Raw genomic sequence first — 18,538 nt, forward strand, 5'->3', positions numbered from 1 at the left:
TGCCCGGGACCGTGCCGTGCCGTGCTGCGCTTGGGGACTGCCGGGCATCGCTGACTCCCTCGCCTGACGCCATCATCCGCTGCCGGCCGCGAGGAGACGGCCGACAGAACCCGGTCGGCTGGTTTTTCGCAGCGTACTCATCCGTTCGACTGTGTGTGTTCCTCGGTCGAACACCTTCGGCATCCCGGCAGCCGTGCGCGACGGCCGTGCGCGACTGTGGCGTACGGCTGGCGAAAGCGCGTAAATTCCGCTCCCATCCGTCGCATTCTCGAAATCGAGGGAAATCATGGATAGTTCACTGGCAATCTCTGGTGGGCCACGTCTGTCCAACCGCGAGTGGCCACGTTGGCCACAGCCGGGTGACCGCGCGCTGAAAAGCCTCGAAGACGTCCTGACAAGCGGGCGTTGGACCATTAGCTGCGCCTATCAGGGCCGGGATTCGTATGAGCGTCAATTCGCGTCCGCATTCGCGGACTACTGCGGCTCGGCGATGTGCGTGCCGATATCGACGGGAACCGCTTCGCTGGCCATCGCCCTGGAGGCCTGCGGGGTCGGCGCCGGCGACGAGGTGATCGTCCCCGGACTGAGCTGGGTGGCCTCCGCCTCGGCCGTTCTCGGCATCAACGCCGTCCCCGTGCTGGTGGACGTCGACCCGGCCACGTACTGCCTGGACCCGGCGGCCACCGAGGCGGCGATCACGGAGCGGACCCGGGCCATCACCGTGGTGCACGCCTACTCGGCCGTCGCGGACCTGGACGCGCTCCTGGACATCGCCCGGCGGCACGGCCTGCCGCTGATCGAGGACTGCGCACACGCGCACGGCGCCGGGTTCCGCGGCCGTCCGGTGGGGGCGCACGGTGCCGCGGGAGTCTTCAGCATGCAGGGCAGCAAGCTGCTGACCTGCGGCGAGGGCGGTGCGCTGGTGACCGACGACGCGGACGTCGCGCTCCGTGCGGAGCACCTGCGCGCGGACGGACGGGTGGTGCGGCGCGAGCCGGTGGGCGTGGGCGAGATGGAGCTGGAGGAGACCGGCCGGATGATGGGCAGCAACGCCTGCCTGTCGGAGTTCCACGCGGCGGTACTGCTGGACCAGCTCGAACTGCTCGACGGGCAGAACGCCCGCCGGACCCGGGCGGCCGACCACCTCACCGACCGGTTGAGCGAGCTGGGGATGACGGCCCAGGCGACGGCCCCGGGGACGACCGCCCGCGCCTACTACCGCTATCTGGTGAGGCTGCCCGACGAAGTGCTGGCCGTGGCGCCGGTGGAACGGTTCGCGCACGCGCTCACGGCCGAACTGGGCTTCGCGGTGACCCAGACCCACCGTCCGCTGAACGACAACCCGCTGAACCGCCCCTCGTCGCGCAGGCGGTTCGCCACCGACGCCCGCTACCTGGAGCGGGTGGACCCGTCCCGGTTCGACCTTCCGGCCGCCAAGCGCGCCCACGAGAGCGTTGTGAGCTTCAGCCACGAAGTGCTCCTGGCTCCGCTCGACGCCATCGACGACATCGCCCGGGCGTTCCGGAAGGTCCTGGACAACGTCCGGGAGGTTTCCCGCTGAGGTGGGTCACCGCACGTAGGGCAGCGCGTAGTCGCGCAGCGTCCGCGCGAGCCGGTCGCCGAGGACCTCCGGGGCCGGCACGTGCAGGGTGAGCATCCCCAGCCCGGCCCCCACCCGCAGGACCGGAACACGGTCGTCGATGAGCAGGGTCTCGGCGGCCGTCGCACGGCACCGGCGCAGGGCCTCGGTGAAGAACGACAGCGCCGGTTTCACCCGGCCCGTGCGCCAGGACGAGCACACCGTGTCGAACAGCGCGAAGTGGCCGTGCGCCTCGTCCTTCAGCCGGTCCCACTGCTCGGCCTCGTTGTTGGTGAGCACCAGCTCCATCTCCGGTCGCTCCGCGCGCAGTTCGCGCAGGACGCGGAAGCTCTCCCCGTACGCTCGGACGCTGTCCAGGTAGGCGCCGTCCAGCCAGCGCGCCTCCGCCGGGGTGAGGACGGGCGGTCTCCGCCCGTTCGCACCGAGCCCGGCGAGCACCTGGTGCACATGGCGCTCGCCGCTCTCGTAGCCGGGCGCCGCCGCCTGGACGCTCCGGGCGAACGCCGCCCGGTCCACGCCGTAGCGGTCGGCGACCCGGTCGAGGAAGTCCGTCTCCTCGTTGATGTTGTTGTAGAGCACCCCGCCGGCGTCCACGAACAGCGTTCGGATCACGGCACGTCCCTCTTCCCGCGCGACTCGGTGGCGATTCATCTGAACCGGTGTTCCAGGAGCGGCGCGTAGCAACCGCCGTCCGTGTGCGCCCAGGAGACGAGCATCCGGTACGGCTCCCAGTCCGGGTACGCCTCCCGGCCCGGCTTGGCCAGCTCGCGTTCCAGGCCCCAGGTCTCCAGCTGGATCGAGTAGCCGGTCAGCAGGTCCACCTCGGCGTCGGTCCGCAGGTGCGGACGGGCCAGTTCGTCCACCGCCTCCCGCAGCCGTTCCCGGTCCTCCCGTTCCCGGGTGGCGGGTTCCCCGTCCAGCGGTGCGTAGGCCGTCTTGACCAGTTCGTTGACGTCCAGTTGTACGGGCGCGAGCACCGCGAACTCGAAGTCCAGCAGGGCCACCACGTCCGTGCCGTCCCACAGGGCGTTGACCGGGGAGAGGTCACCGTGGTTGAGCACCCGGGGGGCGTCGGGCAGCGCCTCCCAGAACCGGTCGAGCGCCGCGCTCAGCCGGGTGTGTTCGGCTGCCGTGAGCACGCCCGAGGCCCGCAGCCGTCGCAGGCCGCCTTCGGCCTCGGCCGGTTCCCGCGCGTAGAAGGGGTTACGGGGGCGGGCGACGGCCTCGACCGCGGCCGGGGCCACGCGGTGCGCCGCCTCGGCCCGGTCCCACAGCCGGCGGATCGCGGCGACGCGTTGCGCTCCGTCGAGGTCGGGCCACGCCTCGTCCAGGCTGACCGCGGCGATCTCCCGGGTGACCACCCACTCGAAGCCGTTGGTCTCGCCCGAGTCCAGGACCGCCGGATAGCCCACTTCGGCGGGCAGCAGCCGCGCCAGCCGGGTCTCCCGCACCAGGTCCTGGGCGGCGGCGGAACCAGCGACCCGGACGGCCAGCCCGCCGCCCAGCCAGGTGGCGTTGGTCCATCCGGCCGCGCGGCGGGCGATCGCGAAGTCCACGTCGTGCCGGCGGAAGACCTCGGCGGCCACGGCGGTCCGCGCGGCCCGGGCCGCGCGGGCCGTACCGGTGGTGGCGCCGGTCATCCGTGTGCCATCAGCCGCAGCGAGACGACCAGGCGCAGCGGGTCGGGCGCGCCGGGCAGGCGCAACAGCGGCGGCACCTCGTGCCACATGCGGGGTCCGAGCAGCCGGGCGTCACCGTCACGGTCGTACAGCGGCTCCAGGTATCCCTGGCGCAGGATGCGCATGGAGCCGACGGAGTTGTAACAGAGCGGGAACTGGAGGTTGAAGCGGTCGAGGTCGGTGTCCTCCTCGGCGCCGTGCGGCCCGATGTAGTCGCCCTCGCGGTAGGCGAGCAGGAAGACCCGCTCGTAGTGGAGCTTCCGGCCGGTGATCTCGTCGACCACGGGCACCAGTTGGGAGGCGGCGTGTTCGGCCCAGTCGAGCAGGCCGTGGTCGCGGAAGACGGTGGTGACGCGCTCCGTGTGGGCCGGCGAGTCGGACTTGGCGTCGATGCGCAGCATGCGGAAGCCGTAACCGAGCGACCCGCCGCCGGAGTCGTGCTCCTGGGCGTCGAGCACGGGCTCCTCGCTCAGCTGCCGGTAGGCGGACAGGGCCGCGGCGCGGAGCGCGGTGACGTCGACCACCTGCGGAATCTGGGCACACCGGTGGGCGGCGTAGTGGGCGCGGAGGCCGTCGATGCCGAGTTCGGCGCCGGAGGTGCGGAACTCGTCGGTGGAGAGCTTGGGGCGGACTGCGTCGGTTTCCACGGGGACCCTCTCTTTCACAGATGGTGGTCGCGATGGGGTACGGGTGCGGCCGGGCCGGGCTGCTCAGGCGGTGCCGAGCACCATGAGGCGGCGACTGCTGACGGTGAAGGTGCCGCCGGTCTCGTCCATGACCCGAGCGTGGGAGAAACCTGCGCTCCTGAACCACTCGAGGATCTCGGGGGCCGTGAACATGCGGACGCTGTAGCGGGCCCGCACCACCTTGTCGTCCCGGATGGTGAGCTTCTCGGCGTAGTAGCGGCTGGCCTCGGCGTCCAGTTCCTGGATGTCGACGGCCATGTCCTGCCCCCGGCGCAGGATGTCGACGTGCATCTCGTGATTGGCCAGCACGCTCGGGATGTGCCGGTACGGGGAATGCATATCGAGCAGGAAACGGCCGCCGGGGCGCAGTGCGCGACGATAGCGCCGCAGAATATCCCGGTCGGTTTCGTCGTCGAAGTATCCGAAGGAACTGTACCAGGAGACGGCCGCGTCGAATTCGGCGGAGAAGGACATCTCACGCAGGTCGACGTGGCGGTAATCGACCTGGACCCCCATGCTTTCGGCTTCTTTCCGGGCCATCGAGAGGAATCTCTCATCGCGGTCGACGCCGACGACCCGATAGCCCCGCGAGGCAAGCACGTTGGCGTGCCGGCCGTGCCCGCAGGGAGCATCCAGCAGATCCATTCCCGCGTCGAATCCGCCGAGCTCGACCATGTTCGACGCTTCCTTCTCACTCAGCTCAGGGGTGAGGTCGGGAAGGTCGAAGTAATCGTAGTCGTCACCGAAAAGGTGATCCCAATCCACATGCGGCTTCCTTGGATTCATATGGCTCAGGCTAGGACCGCAGCCGCGTCGGCCGCAATGGCTTCATGAGCCGTCCCGGGTACGCCTTATTTCATTCGCCGTGCCAGGCCCGCCACAATGCGGCGTAGGCGCCGTTCGCTGCCAGGAGTTCGTGGTGGCTGCCCAGTTCGGTGACATGGCCCTTTTCGACGACCGCGATCCGGTCGGCGTCCTCGGCGGTGTGCAGCCGGTGCGCGATGGCGATGACCGTGCGGTCCCCCAGGACGGCGGCCATGGCCCGCTCGGCGTGCCGAGCCGTGGCGGGGTCGAGCAGCGCGGTGGCCTCGTCGAGTACGAGGGTGTGCGGATTGGCGAGCACGAGCCGGGCCAGCGCCACCTGTTGGGCCTGGGCGGCCGTGAGATCGTGCCCGGTGGAGCCGACGAGGGTCTCCAGGCCGTCCGGCAGCGCCGCCGCCCAGCCGGCCGCGCCGACCACCTCCAGGGCCCGGCCCGCCTCCGCGCTGTCGGCTTCCGGCCGGGCGAGGGTGAGGTTCTCGCGGAGGGTGCCGCGGAAGATGTGGTGCTCCTGGGTGACCAGGGCGATGCGGCTGCGGAGCCCTCCCGTGCTCAACTCGACCAGCGGGACCCCGCCGACGCGGACCGCGCCGGACCCCGGGTGGTAGATGCCCGCGAGCAGCTTGCCGAGCGTGGACTTGCCGGAGCCCGAGGGGCCGACGACCGCCAGCCGTTCGCCCGGCGCGAGGTCCAGGTCGATGCCGTGCAGGACGTCGAGTCCGGGCTCGTAGGAGTAGGTGACGGCGCTGGCGGTGAGGTCCTGGCCCGTGGGCCGGGCGCCGGTGGGCTCGCGGTCGGCGGGCAGCTTGCTCACGCCGAGCACGCGGGCCAGGGAGGCCGAGCCGATCTGCAGTTCGTCCGTCCAGCTCAGTATGTCGTCCAGCGGGAAGATCAGCTGGCGGACGTAGAGCGTCGCGGCGACCACCTGGCCGAGCGAGGCCAGGCCGTGGGTGTGGAGGAGTCCGCCGATCGCCAGGGTGGCCACCAGCGGCACGGCGTAGCTGAGCTCCACCGTCAGGTACCAGGAGCTGCGCAGCCACATGGTGTGGCGCTCGGCCCGGTAGGCCTCCGCGAGGTCGCGGTCGAGCGCCTGCCGGCGCCGGCGCTGGAGTCCGAACGCTTCCGCGGTGCGGGCCCCGGGCACCGTCTCGGCCAGGCTGTCGCCGAGCGCCACGTAGCTCGCTCCCCGACGGCGGTAGGCGGCCCCGGAGCGGCGCAGGTACCAGCGCGTGCCGACCCACAGCAGCGGGACGACGAGCAGGCTCGGGAGGGCGGTGAGGGGGCCGACCAGGAGCAGGGCTCCGAAGGTGAAGAGGCAGGTCAGCGCCGCGATCAGGGTTTCCGGCGCGGCGTAGCGGACGGTGTTGGTGAGGGCCTCGGTGTCGCGTGAGGCCCGGGTGAGCAGATCGCCGGGTTCGGCGTCCTCCACGGTGGACAGGGGCAGGGCCACCACCCGGTCGACGAAGTCCTCACGCACCTCGGCGGTGACCTTCTCGCCGAAGCGGCAGGAGCGCTGGACGGCCCAGAAGGTGAGCGCGGCCTGGGAGACCAGGGCGATCAGGAGGCCGAGGCCGAGCAGGTTGACGGTGGCGACGGTGGTGCCCCCGGTCACGGCGTCGATGAGCCGCCCGATCAGCCAGGGGGCGAGCAGCGCGCACACCGCGGCGAGTCCGTGCAGCGTCAGCATCCAGCCGAGGTCGCCGCGGTGACGGCGGGCCAGCTCGCGCGCGTGGGAACGTACTTCCGCCGCGTCGGCGACGGGAAGCGCCGCTCTGCTCATGTCGCGGGCTCCTGGGTGCCGGTGTGGAGTGTGGGGGCGGCGGGCTCCTCGCCCGTCTCCCGCTGGATGACCGCGCGGTACGGCGCGCTGGCGCGCAGCAGTTCACGGTGGCCGCCGGTGGCGGCCACCAGGCCCTCGTGGACGAAGGCGACCTCTCGGGCGTGGTCGAGCAGCAGCGGGCTGGCGCTGACCAGGACGGTGGTGCGGCCCTCGCGGGCGGCGCGCAGGCTGCGGCCGATCCGGTCCTCGGTGTGGGCGTCGACGGCCGATGTGGGATCGACCACGACGAGGACGTCGGGGTCGGCGAGCACGGCGCGGGCGAGCACCAGCCGTTGGCGCTGGCCGCCGGAGAAGCGGCTCCCGACCGCGGTGATCTCGGTGTCCAGCCCCTCGGGCAGCACATCGACGATGTCCTCGGCCGCCGCCACCCGCAGTGCGGCGTGCACCTCGTCGTCGGATCTGGTGCCGTGCGGGTCGAGGCTGTCGCGCAGGGAGCCCCGCAGCAGCCGGTAGCGGTTGTCGACGACGAGGATGCGTTCGCGCAGCTCCGCGGTGCGCAGCTCGGCCAGCGGCAGCCCGGCGTAGCTGACGGGCCCCGCGGTGTAGCCGCCGAGCCGGTCGGCGAGGTGTACGCCTTCGCCCGACGGCGCGACCACGGCGAGGAAGGAGCCGGGCGTGACCACCAGCCCGGTGCGCTCGTCGATCAGGTCGTGCTCACCGGGCGGGACCGGGGTGCGCCCCAGGGCGGGGTCCTCGGGGCCGACGGGCAGGGCGAGCACGGTGACCACGCGGCGGGCGGAGACATGGGCGCGGGCGAACCGGTCGGCGGTGTCGACGAAGATGGCGAGCGGCTCGATGAGGAAGGCCGCGTAGGCGTAGAAGGCCACGAGTTCACCCGGTGAGACCGAGCCGCTCAGTGCCGCGCGGGCGCCGATCCAGGTCACGGTGGCGACCAGGAGTCCGGGCAACAGCACCTGGGCGGCCCGGATCAGGGCCTCGGCCCCGGCGACCTGGACGCCCGCGGCGCGTACCCGCTGGGAGCGTTCACGGTAGGAGCGGGCGAAGGAGGTCTCGCCCCCGACTCCGCGCAGCACCCTGAGTCCGGCCACCACATCCGTGAGCCGGGAGGTCAACTCGCCCTGGAGTTCCCGGTAGGCGCCCTGTCTTTGGTGCAGTGGGCGCAGGGTGTAGCCCATGGTGAGGATGATCGCGGGCAGGGCGACGATCAGGAGGAAGCCGAGCGAGGGTGACTGGTTCATCAGGACGACGGCGACCAGCAGGGTGGAGACGAGGGCTCCGAAGGCCCGGCCGACGATGTCGAAGGCGTTGCCGATGGTCGTCATGTCCGAGGTGCCGACGCTGACGATCTCGCCGTCGTTCACCCGGCGTTCCAGCCCGGCGCCGAGGCTGCCGGCGTGACCGACCACCAGTTGCACCGTGCGGAAACCGGCGGCCAGTGCGTTGTGCATGCTCAGCCGGCGGCGGATCGTACCGGACACCGCCTGGACCACGCCGAGGCCGAGGAGCACGGCGGACCACCGCAGGACGGTGTCCATGTCCCCGGGGACGAGCCCGTCGTCGATGGCCTCGCGGATCACCACCGGGATGAGCGCCTGCGAGCCGAGCCAGAGCACGCCGAGGAGGGATGCCGCGATGAGCGGCCAGGCGATGCGGCCCGCAAGCCACAGCAAGTACCGGGAGGCGGAGCGAATTTCTGGCTTTCCTGCATCTGCGACGGGGAGCGGGCGCATTGCGCGAAGGTACCCGGGTGCCGGCGAAGCGGCCAACCCGGCCGTCCGCCACTCAGCGCATTTTCTGTTCGACTGCGTCCGGTAAGCAGTCGAAAGGCCTTCCCGATGAGGTCCGCGCGTGCTCACCCGAGGGCGTTACGGCGTACGGCGCCGGGTCAGCTCGACGGCCGGCCGCCGTGCGCCTTCCTCGCGCCCTCGGCCGCCCAGGACTTGTTGCCCACCTTCGTGTGACCGACCTAGCCTCGCGCTTCCATGAGATACTTCGACAGGTATCGGAGATTCGCCATGCAGTTTCACGCCACCCCGCCGAGGGACGTGCCGTTCCTCGAGCGGCAAGGGCCGGATATCGACCAGGGCCCGGATATCTGCCGCGGATCGCCCGGCCTCTCCTTACGCTCGTTCGGGTTCTCGAAGTGCCGGGCCCCGCTGCGACGGGTCGCATTCGGGCCCCGGCCGACCGGACTGGCGGGCCGCCGATGATGATCGTCGACACCGCGCTGCGCAGGCGGGCGGAGGAAGGCCGGCCGATCAGGGTCGGCATGGTGGGCGCGGGCTACATGGGCCGGGGCCTGGTGCGGCACATTTCCACCTCGGTCGCCGGAATGCGCGTGGCCGCGATATCCAACCGGAATCCGGCCCATGCGGAACGGGCCTACACGGAAGCCGGTTTGAGCCCGACGCGGGCCGATACCGCGGACGGGATCTCCGCGGCGGTGGCCCTGGGCAGGCCGGTGGTCACCGAGGACGCCTTCGCGCTGATCGCCGCGGAGGGCATCGACTGCCTGGTGGACGTCACCGGCGCGGTGGAGTTCGGTGCGCAGATCACGGTCGCCGCCATCGACCGCGGCCTGACCGTGGTGACCATGAACGCGGAACTGGACTGCACGGTGGGCCCGTTGCTCGCCCATCGCGCCCGGTCGGCCGGGGTGATCCTCACCGGGGCGGACGGCGACCAGCCCGCGGTGCAGGCCAATCTGCTGCGCTTCGTGCGCGGTCTGGGCGTGACTCCCCTGGTGGCCGGAAACGTCAAGGGTTTCCAGGACGAGTACCGCACCCCCACCACCCAGCAGCCGTTCGCCGAGCGGTGGGGCCAGAACGTCCACATGATCACCAGCTTCACCGACGGGACGAAGGTCTCCTTCGAGCAGGCGATCGTGGCGAACGCCTTCGGCTTCACCGTGCCCCGGCGGGGCATGTACGGCCGCGATCACAGCGGCCACATCGACGAGTTGACGCAGATGTACGACATCGACGAGCTTCGCGCGTACGGCGGCATCGTGGACTACGTCGTGGGCGCCAAACCCGCGCCCGGCGTCTACGTCCTCGGCACCCACGACGACCCGGCCCAGCACCCCTATCTGGAGCTGTACAAGCTCGGCCCCGGTCCGCTGTACAGCTTCTACACGCCCTACCATCTGTGCCACTTCGAAGTGCCCAACACGGTGGTGCGCGCCGTGGACTTCGGCGACGCGGCGCTGACCCCGCCCGCCGGTCCGCACGTCGACGTGGTGGCCACGGCCAAGCGCGACCTCCCCGCCGGTACGACCCTGGACGGAATCGGCGGCTACGACAGCTACGGGGTGGCCGAGTCGCACGCCGTGACGCGCGCCGACAACCTGCTGCCGATGGGCATCTCCGAGGGCTGCGTGCTGCGCCGTGCCGTCGCGAAGGACTCGGTGCTCGGTTACGCGGACGTGACCCTGCCACCGGGCAGGCTCGTCGACGTCCTCCGCGCCGAGCAGGACAAACAGTTCCCCGTCTGACCGGGTGGCCGGAGCACCACCGGGCGCGGTGCTCCGGCCGCCCGTTCGGCGCCGCCAGGAGCCGGTCCCGGTCGCCCGGGGGCCGGCTCCTGGCGCGTGCGGGGCGCTCGGAGGCGGCCGGGTCAGCCCAGCCGCAGGTGGTGCAGCATCAGCAGGGCAGCCGCCATGTTCGCGGCGGGGACCTCGCCCCGGGCGATCATGTCCGGGACCACCTTGAGCGGTATCCACTCGCGGCGTGAGGATTCGAAGGCGTCCTGCGGGGGCCCGGTCCAGTGCGCCTCGTCGGACCAGTAGAGGTGGTGGCGGGCGTCGGTGAGGCCGTTCGCGGGCTCGACGGTGAGCAGCGGACGCAGTTCGCCGGGGCGCCAGCCGGTCTCCTCCTCCATCTCACGTGCCGCGGCCCGCGCGATGTCCTCGCCGTCCTCGACGACGCCCGCGGCCAGTTCCCATCCCCAGCTGTCGGTGATGAAGCGGTGCCGCCAGAGCAGCAGCACCTCGTTCGCCTCGTTGACGACGGTGGCGGCCGCGACGGGGCGCAGCCGGATGACGAAGTGGTCGAGGTGGCTGCCGTCGGGGAGCCGGACGTCCGCCAGATTCACCCGGAACCAGGGATTCCGATACACATTCTGTTCGCTTAAGTTCGTCCACTGCACGGTTCTGCCGCCTTTCGACATGTTGGGGTCAACATGTCAGCAGGCTCGGCTGTCAGCGGGAGCGGACGACGGGGCGTCGGCAGAGCTCACAGAGGCACACGGAGCGCCTCGTCGATGAGGTCGGTGGTCCTCACGGCGTCGGAGCAGCCGCTCGCGGCCAGTTCGCCCCGGACCTGCCGGAGCCGGTCGCGCAGCCGCTGGGACTCCATTCCCCGGGCCCTCATCGCCATTTCGGCAGCCGTACCGGCCGCGCGATCGGCCTCGCCCTGGAGCAGCTCGATATGGCTGAGCATCGCGAGCCGGTGTACGCGCCCCCGATCGTGCGCCGGGGCGCGCACGGCGGAGGCCGCGTGCTCCCGGGCGGCGGGCAGGTCCCCGAGACCGAGCAGCGCCTCCGCCACCTGGACGTCGACCAGGCCCGGCTGGACGTACCCGGTCTCGTCCGGCTCCCGCCCGGTGTGGATCCGGCCCGCCTGCGCCTCGGCCCGCCCGATGCAGGCCCGGGCGCTCGCCGCGTCGCCGAGCCGGGCGTACGCCTTGGCCTGCATGGCGTGCAGATCGGCGGCGAGCGCGGGGGTGATGTGATCACCGGCGGCCCGCAGCGCCGCCTCGGCGAAGGCGATGGAACGGCGGTAGTCGCCGAGGAACAGTGACTGGGTCACCAGCAGGGCGATCACATAGCCGCCGAGCCCCCGGTCCCCGCTGGACTTGGCGAGCCGCAGCGCCTGGTGGAAGTAGCGCTGGGCGAGGCCGTGGGCGTCGGAGTCGTAGGCGCAGATGCCCGCCACCGCCACGAGTCCCGCCGTCGCCCGGTGCAGGCTCCGGCCCAGGGCGTCGCTGTGGCCGCCGCGCAGCAGCGGCGCGGCCTCGGCGTTGAGGAAGCGGACGATCCGGGACCTGGTCGCGATCCCGCCCGTCTTGCGGTACATCTGCTCGTAGTGGTCGCGGGCCGCCTTGAGCATCGCTATGTCGGCCGCGCTGACCCGGCCCGGCCCCGGCCGCGACACATCGGTGTCCTCCGGGGGGTTCTCCCACTCCCAGACCGGCATCACCGCCGATGTGCCGGTGACGGCGGGCACGGTGGCCAGGTGCGGGCGCTGCTGTTCGTCGGAGCGCCACAGGGCGGTGGCCCGCTCGACGAATCCGGAGAGGGAGGCGCCCTCGCCGCCGCCGTCCGCCCCCGGCCCGGCGCACGCGCCCATCCCGACGTCGTCGAGCCCGACGGACCGCCCCAGCCGGCCGGCCAGCACCTCGCAGATGAGATCGGGCACCTGCCCCCGCGGGCGCTGGCCCTTGAGCCAGCGGGAGACCGCCGTGTGTTCGTACCGCAGGCTCAGGCCGCGGATCAGGCCCGCCCGGTTGACGTGGCCGGCGAGGCCCGCACGGGACACACCGGCCTCCTCGATCAGTGCTTCGAGCAGGACATTGGGCTCCATCGTCCCCCCAGGTGCGTGTCGCGACGAGCCTAGTGGAGCACGATTCACACGGGGTGTGAACCAAATGCCCGAACCCTCCTGCTGTGCGCTCTGCCGCGCGGTTCCCGGGGTCGGTTGAATGAGTTCCTCGCAAGAGGCGGCCGGGTCGTCGGCTCCCCCTCGTATCGGCCCACGACCCGCACCCGCGCCGTCCGCGCTGCTGACCTGCCCGACACTCCGAGGCAGCGCGGACGGCGCCCGGACCGCACGGCCCACTGACCGACGACGAAGGAGGGTGGCTGCGGAACGGACCCGGAACCGCGTTCCTCCCGGTTCCGGTTCCGGCTCCGGCGTGTGGTCCCACCGCCGCCCGGCGGGACGGAGAAGGGGCGTATCCGGTGGCCGGATACGCCCCTTCTCAACGCCGCGGCGCAGGCTACGCGCCGCGCAGCACCGCGCCCGTGCGCTCGGCGGCCAGGGCCACCGCGCTGTCGCGGGCGGCCGAGGCCTCCTCGACGGTCAGCGTGCGGTCGGCGGCGCGGAAGCGCAGCGCGTACGCCAGGGACTTGTTGCCCCCGCCGATCTGCTCGCCGGTGAAGACGTCGAACAGCCGCAGCGATTCGAGGAGTTCACCCGCGCCCTCGCGCAGCGCCCGCTCCACGTCGGCGGCCGGTACGTCCCCGGCGACGACGAGCGCGACGTCCTGGGTCGCCACCGGGAAGGTGGAGATCCGGGGCGCCTGGAGCGCTCCGTCGACGGCCCGCTCCAGGACGTCCAGCTCGACCTCGGCGGCGCAGGTCCGCTCGGGCAGGTGGAGCGCCTTGATGACGCGCGGGTGCAGTTCGCCCGCGTGTCCGAAGAGGGTCTCCTCACCGTTCACGCTGACGTACAGCGCGGCGCAGCGGCCCGGGTGCCACGGCGCGTGCTGGTCGGCGCGGACGGTGACCTCCACCCCGGCCTCGGCGGCGATGGAGCGAGCGGCCTCGACGGCGTCCGCCCAGGTCGCCGGGGTGCCCTTGCCCCACCAGCCGGACTGCTCGCGGGCGCCCGCGAGGACGACGGCGGCGCGGCGCGGCTGGCGCGGCAGGGCCGCGTTCAGTCCGGCGATCTCCTCGTCGGTGGGGCGGCGGTCGACGGGCAGCCGGACGGCGGGCGTCTCCTCGCCGGTGGGCCGGAAGACCAGGCCCGTCTCGAAGAGCGCCAGGTCGTGGCTGCCCCGGCCGTCGTTGCGGCGCAGCGCTCCAAGGAGCCCCGGCAGCAGCGTGGTGCGCAGCGCCGGCTCCTCGTCGGAGATCGGGTTGACGAGCTTGACCGTGCGGCGGCGGGCGTCGTCCGCCGCCAGGCCGAGCTGGTCGAGGACCGCGTCGCCGATGAACGGGTAGCTCAGCGCCTCGACGTAACCGGCTCCGGCCAGCGCCCGGCCGATGCGGCGGTGCAGCCGCTGGCGGTCGGTGAGACCGCGGCCGGAGGGGGGTGTCGGCAGGGTGGAGGGGAGGTTCTCGTAGCCCTCCAGCCGGATGACCTCTTCGGCCAGGTCGTTCGGCTCGTTGAGGTCGGGCCGCCAGGACGGGACGGTGACGATCAGCTCGTCCTGCCCGTACACGTCGCAGCCGACCTCCTGGAGGCGGCGGACGACGGTCTCGCGGCCGTACTCCACACCGGCCACCCGGTCCGGGTGGTTCGCCGGCATGGCGATGGTGCGGGGCGCGGAGGGGGCGGTGATCTCGGTGACCCCGGCCTCGGCGGTGCCGCCCGCGAGGAGGACCAGCAGGTCCACCGTGCGCTGCGCGGCAGCGGCGGCGGCCTGCGGGTCGACGCCGCGCTCGAACCGCTTGGACGCCTCGGAGGACAGCTTGTGGCGGCGCGCGGTGCGGGCGATCGAGATCGCGTCGAAGTGCGCGGCCTCGATGACGACCTCGGTGGTGAGCGCGTGCTCGCCGTCCGCGTCGGCGATCTCGGTGTTCGCCCCGCCCATGACGCCCGCGAGGCCGATCGGCCCGCGGTCGTCGGTGATGACCAGGTCCTCGGCGTCCAGCACGCGCACGGTGCCGTCCAGGGTGGTGAGCTTCTCGCCCTGGGTGGCGCGGCGTACGCCGATGGTGCCCTGGACCCGGTTGCGGTCGTAGGCGTGCAGCGGCTGGCCGAGCTCCAGCATCACGTAGTTCGTGATGTCGACGGCCAGCGAGATCGGCCGCATCCCGGCCTTCTGCAGACGGCGCTGCATCCAGATCGGGGAGCGGGCCTCGGGCTGGAGACCGGTGACGGTGCGGGCGGTGAAGCGGTCGCAGCCGATCGGGTCGCTGATCTGGACCGGGTAGCCGTACGCGTTGGGCGCGGGCACGTCCAGGAGCGCCGGGTCGCGCAACGGCAGCCCGTAGGCGGTCGCCGTCTCGCGGGCGACACCGCGCAGGGACAGGCAGTAGCCCCGGTCCGGGGTGACGGCGATGTCGAGGACCTCGTCGACGAGCTGGAGCAGCTCGATCGCGTCGGTGCCGACCTCGTGCTCCGGCGGCAGCACGATGATGCCGTGCGTGCCGTCGTCGCCCATGCCGAGCTCGTCGGTGGAGCAGATCATGCCGTGCGAGGTCTTGCCGTACGTCTTGCGGGCGGCGATCGCGAAGTCACCGGGCAGGACCGCGCCCGGGAGGACCACGACGACCTTGTCGCCGACCGAGAAGTTGCGGGCGCCGCAGACGATCTCCTGCGGTTCGCCGGTGCCGTTGGCCGTGCCGACGTCGACCGTGCAGAAGCGGATGGGCTTCTTGAACCCCTCCAGCTCCTCGATGGTCAGGACCTTGCCGACGACCAGGGGGCCCTTGAGGCCCGCGCCGATCTGCTCGACGGTCTCGACCTCCAGGCCGACGGAGACGAGCTTGGCCTGTACGTCACGGCCGGTCTCCGTCTCCGGCAGGTCGACGTACTCCCGCAGCCAGGAAAGCGGGACGCGCATCAGATCTCCATCCCGAACGGCCGGGTGAACCGGACGTCACCCTCGACCATGTCTCGCATGTCTTCGACGTTGTGGCGGAACATCAGCATCCGTTCGATGCCGAACCCGAAGGCGAATCCGCTGTACTTCCGGGGGTCGACGCCGCAGGCGGTGAGCACCTTGGGGTTGACCATGCCGCAGCCGCCGAGCTCGATCCAGCCCTCGCTGCCGCAGGTCCGGCAGGGGCGGTCCGGGTTGCCGACGGACTCGCCGCGGCAGACGTAGCAGACCATGTCCATCTCGGCGGACGGCTCGGTGAAGGGGAAGAAGTTCGGCCGCAGCCGGGTCTTCATGTCCGGCCCGAACAGTGCCTGGACCATGTGGTCGAGGGTGCCCTTGAGGTCGGCCATGGTGAGGCCCTCGTCGACGGCGAGCAGCTCGATCTGGTGGAAGACCGGGGTGTGCGTGGCGTCGAGCTCGTCGGTGCGGTAGACCCGGCCGGGGCAGACCACGTAGACGGGGGGCTTGCGCTCCAGGAGCGAGCGGGCCTGGACCGGGGAGGTGTGCGTACGCAGGACGACGCCGGACTCGTCGCCCTCGGTGACCTTGCCGTCGGGCGTGGTGCCCTGGACGAAGAAGGTGTCCTGCATCTGGCGGGCCGGGTGGTCGGGCACGAAGTTCAGGGCGTCGAAGTTGAACCACTCCGCCTCGACCTCGGGGCCCTCGGCGATCTCGTAGCCCATGGCCACGAAGACGTCCGCGACGCGCTCCATGATGGTCGTCAGGGGGTGGCGGGCGCCGGCCGGGACGCGGTCGTAGGGCAGCGTGACGTCCACGGCCTCCTCGACGAGCACCCGGGCGTCCCGCTCGGCCTCCAGCTCCGCCTGGCGGGCGGCGAGCGCCTTGGAGACGGCTCCGCGGGCCTGGCCCACGCGCTTGCCCGCCTCGGCCTTGGCCTGCGGGGGCAGGGCGCCGATCTCGCGGTTGGCGAGGGACAGCGGCGAGGTACCTCCGGTGTGCGCGGTCTTCGCCTGGGCGAGCGCGTCGAGGTCGCCGGCGGCGGCGAAGGCGGCGAACGCCTCGTCCCGCAGGCGCTCGATCTCTTCCGGTTTCAGTGCCTCGACCTCGACTGGGTCGTACGACTTGTTCGGTGCCGACATCTCTTCCCGTGCTTCCGATTGGCTGGTGGCGCGACCCGGCTGGAGACCGCTGGACGCAAAGGTGCCAAAGGTCGAGTCTAAAGGCCGCAGGACGGTCGGGGCGCCCGCGGGCCGCTCACGCCAGGTAGGCGGGCGTACTCACGGGCAGAATAAATCGGAACTCGGCGCCGCCGCCGGGCCCCCGGTCGACGGTGATGGTCCCGCCGTGGGCCTCGACGATGCCCTTGACGATGTAGAGGCCCAGGCCCGTGCCGCCGCGCTTGCTCCCCCGCCAGAAGCGGGTGAAGACGCGGCTCATCGACTCCTCGGGGATGCCGGGGCCTTCGTCGCTCACGGTGACAGCCGTTCCCGTCTCGTCGTCCGCTCCCGGCGCGGGTGCCGGGGCGATCTCAATCGTGACGGTTCCCTCGCCGTGGCGCACCGCGTTTTCCAGGAGGTTGCCGAGGACCTGGTCGACCTTGTCGGGATCGGCCCACAGGGCGGGCAGGGGCCCCCGGGCCCGGACCCGGAAGCGGTCGGGTGCCTGGCCGCCCGTGATCAGCGCCTGGATGTGGCGGGCCACGGCGGCGGAGACGTCGACGGGCTGGCGGCGCAGCTCCAGCCGGCCGGAGTCGATGCGGGAGATGTCGAGCAGCTCGGCGATGAGCCGGGTGACCCGGCCGGCGTCCGCGTCGACGGTCTCCAGCATGAGCCGCTTCTGGTCGTCGGTGAAACGTTCCCACTTGGCGAGCAGCGTGGCGGTGAACCCCTTGACGGAGGTCAGCGGGGAGCGCAGTTCGTGGGCGACGGTGGCGATCAGTTCGGCGTGGCTGCGTTCGGTGCGCCGGCGGGCCTCGGTGCCCCGCAGCGAGACCACGACCCGGCGGACCGGGCCGAGCGGGTGCTCGCGTACGTAACGGGCGGAGACCAGCACCTCGCGGCCGCCGGGCAGCAGCAGGTTGCGCTCGGGCTGGGCCTTGCGGGTGGCGAGACCGCCGTAGGGGTCGGTCAGCTCCCACCAGCGCTTGCCCTTGAGGTCCTCCAGCGGGAGGGCGACGTCCAGGGGGCGTCCGATGGCGTCGGTGCGGGGGGTGGCGGTGATGCGGGCGGCGGCGGCGTTGAAGCAGACGACGCGGCCGCTCTCGTCGGCGACGACGAGGCCGTCGGGAAGGTCGTCCGGGTCGATGCCGGGGGCGTCCTGGCCGAGGCCGTCGGGACCGGCCGCCGACCCGTCCCGCTCCTCTTCCGCGGGCGGTGCCGCGGTGGTGTGCGCCGGTCGCGGCGAGCTCATGCCGACAGCCATCTTCCCGTATCCCCACCTCTCGAACCGGTGCAGTGGGCCCCCGAGTTCGTCACCCTACTAGGCGCTGGTGAACCCGCGACACCCTGTGGGGGCGCGGAGAGGAGTGCGCCGGTGGCAGGGGCGCGGGAATGGCTGGGATCGTGTGCTGACGGGCCGTCCGAGCGGTGCTCGGTTACGCGTCGGGGGCGCGCCGGGGACGCTGCGCGCGGGCGGAGGCGTAAAGGCAGACGGCGGCCGCGGTGGCGAGGTTGAGGCTCTCCGCCTTGCCGTGGATGGGGACGCGGACGACGGCGTCGGCGAGCGCGCGGGTCTCCTCGGGGAGCCCCCAGGCCTCGTTGCCGAAGACCCAGGCGGTGGGGGTGCCCATGGTGCCCGCGTCCAGTTCGTCGTCCAGGTCGGCGGCCCCGGCCCCGTCGGCCGCGAGGATGCGCACCCCGGCGTCCCGCAGGCCCTGCACGGCCTGTTCCACGGGGACGCCGACGGCGACGGGCAGATGGTAGAGCGAGCCGACCGAGGCGCGTACGGACTTGGGGTTGTAGAGGTCGACCGAGGCGTCGGTCAGGATCACCGCGTCCGCGCCCGCCGCGTCCGCGCAGCGCAGCACCGTCCCGGCGTTCCCGGGGTCCCGCACGTTGGCCAGAACGGCCACCAGGGTGGGCCTCGCGGCGAGGATCTCCGGGAACGGGGTGTCCAGGAAGCGGCAGACGCCGATGAGGCCCTGCGGGGTGACGGTCTGCGAGACGTCGGCGAGGACGTCGGCGTCGGCCAGGTGCACCCGGGCGCCCGCGGTGTGGGCGGCCTCGACGATGTCGGCGTACCGGTCGGCGGCCTCGGGGGTGGCGAACAGCTCGATGAGGGTCGGCTCGCCGTCGCCGCCCCGGTGTGCGGCGGCCTCGCGTACGGCCTGGGGCCCCTCGGCGATGAACCTGCGCTCCTTGCCGCGGAAGTTGCGGCGGGCCAGCCGGCGGGCGGCGGCGACACGGGGGGAACGCGGGGAGATCAGTTCGGGGGTGCCCATGGT

Annotated in this window: 14 protein-coding genes; 2 read left to right on the plus strand and 12 right to left on the minus strand. The window is 72.3% G+C overall.

The features are described from left to right. Positions 1-286 precede the first annotated feature (286 nt). Positions 287-1,561 (plus strand): DegT/DnrJ/EryC1/StrS aminotransferase family protein, encoded by a 1,275-nt coding sequence (locus DTB53_RS06060; protein WP_003970228.1) that lies wholly within the window; start codon positions 287-289, stop codon positions 1,559-1,561. Positions 1,562-1,567: 6 nt separating this feature from the next. Here DTB53_RS06060 and DTB53_RS06065 read toward each other — a convergent pair whose 3' ends face one another. The 6 genes from DTB53_RS06065 to DTB53_RS06090 all read right to left on the minus strand — a co-directional run bounded on the left by DTB53_RS06065 (position 1,568) and on the right by DTB53_RS06090 (position 8,255). Next, the gene (locus DTB53_RS06065) at positions 1,568-2,212 is read right to left on the minus strand and encodes an HAD family hydrolase (protein ID WP_106431724.1); all 645 of its coding nucleotides are present in this window, start codon (positions 2,210-2,212) and stop codon (positions 1,568-1,570) included. Positions 2,213-2,247: 35 nt separating this feature from the next. Beyond that, positions 2,248-3,240, minus strand: a complete 993-nt coding sequence (locus tag DTB53_RS06070) for a phosphotransferase family protein (RefSeq protein ID WP_012381612.1) — start codon at positions 3,238-3,240, stop codon at positions 2,248-2,250. Then, entirely contained in the window at positions 3,237-3,926 is a 690-nt protein-coding gene (locus DTB53_RS06075) for a hypothetical protein (protein WP_012381611.1), read from the minus strand. The genes DTB53_RS06070 and DTB53_RS06075 overlap by 4 nt, the downstream gene beginning before the upstream one ends. 63 nt (positions 3,927-3,989) lie before the next feature. Continuing rightward, positions 3,990-4,751 (minus strand): class I SAM-dependent methyltransferase, encoded by a 762-nt coding sequence (locus DTB53_RS06080; RefSeq protein WP_012381610.1) that lies wholly within the window; start codon positions 4,749-4,751, stop codon positions 3,990-3,992. Between the two features lie 70 nt (positions 4,752-4,821). After that, positions 4,822-6,564, minus strand: coding sequence for an ABC transporter ATP-binding protein (locus DTB53_RS06085; RefSeq protein WP_012381609.1), 1,743 nt, complete (start codon positions 6,562-6,564; stop codon positions 4,822-4,824). Continuing rightward, positions 6,561-8,255 (minus strand): ABC transporter ATP-binding protein, encoded by a 1,695-nt coding sequence (locus DTB53_RS06090; RefSeq protein ID WP_234345407.1) that lies wholly within the window; start codon positions 8,253-8,255, stop codon positions 6,561-6,563. Before DTB53_RS06090 ends, DTB53_RS06085 begins: the two co-directional genes overlap by 4 nt. 536 nt (positions 8,256-8,791) lie before the next feature. On the opposite strand from DTB53_RS06090, the gene DTB53_RS06095 reads away from it, so the two are divergent. After that, entirely contained in the window at positions 8,792-10,078 is a 1,287-nt protein-coding gene (locus DTB53_RS06095) for an NAD(P)H-dependent oxidoreductase (RefSeq protein WP_012381607.1), read from the plus strand. 122 nt (positions 10,079-10,200) lie between these two features. On the opposite strand, the gene DTB53_RS06100 is transcribed toward DTB53_RS06095, so the two are convergent. From DTB53_RS06100 to DTB53_RS06125, 6 genes are all read right to left on the minus strand, one after another. Continuing rightward, a complete protein-coding gene (locus tag DTB53_RS06100; protein WP_012381606.1) occupies positions 10,201-10,731 on the minus strand; it encodes an NUDIX hydrolase in 531 nt (176 codons plus the stop codon). A gap of 86 nt (positions 10,732-10,817) precedes the next feature. Then, complete coding sequence (locus DTB53_RS06105; protein WP_003970219.1) at positions 10,818-12,167, minus strand: NsdA family TPR-like regulatory protein; 1,350 nt, start codon at positions 12,165-12,167, stop codon at positions 10,818-10,820. A gap of 415 nt (positions 12,168-12,582) precedes the next feature. Continuing rightward, positions 12,583-15,096 carry a phenylalanine--tRNA ligase subunit beta gene (gene pheT, locus DTB53_RS06110; protein WP_012381605.1) on the minus strand — a complete coding sequence of 838 codons (2,514 nt, stop codon included), beginning with the start codon at positions 15,094-15,096 and terminating at the stop codon, positions 12,583-12,585. Continuing rightward, complete coding sequence (gene pheS / locus DTB53_RS06115; protein ID WP_012381604.1) at positions 15,096-16,235, minus strand: phenylalanine--tRNA ligase subunit alpha; 1,140 nt, start codon at positions 16,233-16,235, stop codon at positions 15,096-15,098. The genes pheT and pheS overlap by 1 nt, the downstream gene beginning before the upstream one ends. A gap of 115 nt (positions 16,236-16,350) precedes the next feature. After that, positions 16,351-17,517 (minus strand): sensor histidine kinase, encoded by a 1,167-nt coding sequence (locus tag DTB53_RS06120; protein WP_012381603.1) that lies wholly within the window; start codon positions 17,515-17,517, stop codon positions 16,351-16,353. Positions 17,518-17,689: 172 nt separating this feature from the next. Further along, positions 17,690-18,535 (minus strand): TrmH family RNA methyltransferase, encoded by an 846-nt coding sequence (locus tag DTB53_RS06125; protein ID WP_003970215.1) that lies wholly within the window; start codon positions 18,533-18,535, stop codon positions 17,690-17,692. Positions 18,536-18,538 lie beyond the last annotated feature (3 nt).

The organism is Streptomyces griseus, from assembly GCF_900460065.1.
In the GTDB taxonomy this organism is placed as follows: domain Bacteria; phylum Actinomycetota; class Actinomycetes; order Streptomycetales; family Streptomycetaceae; genus Streptomyces; species Streptomyces griseus.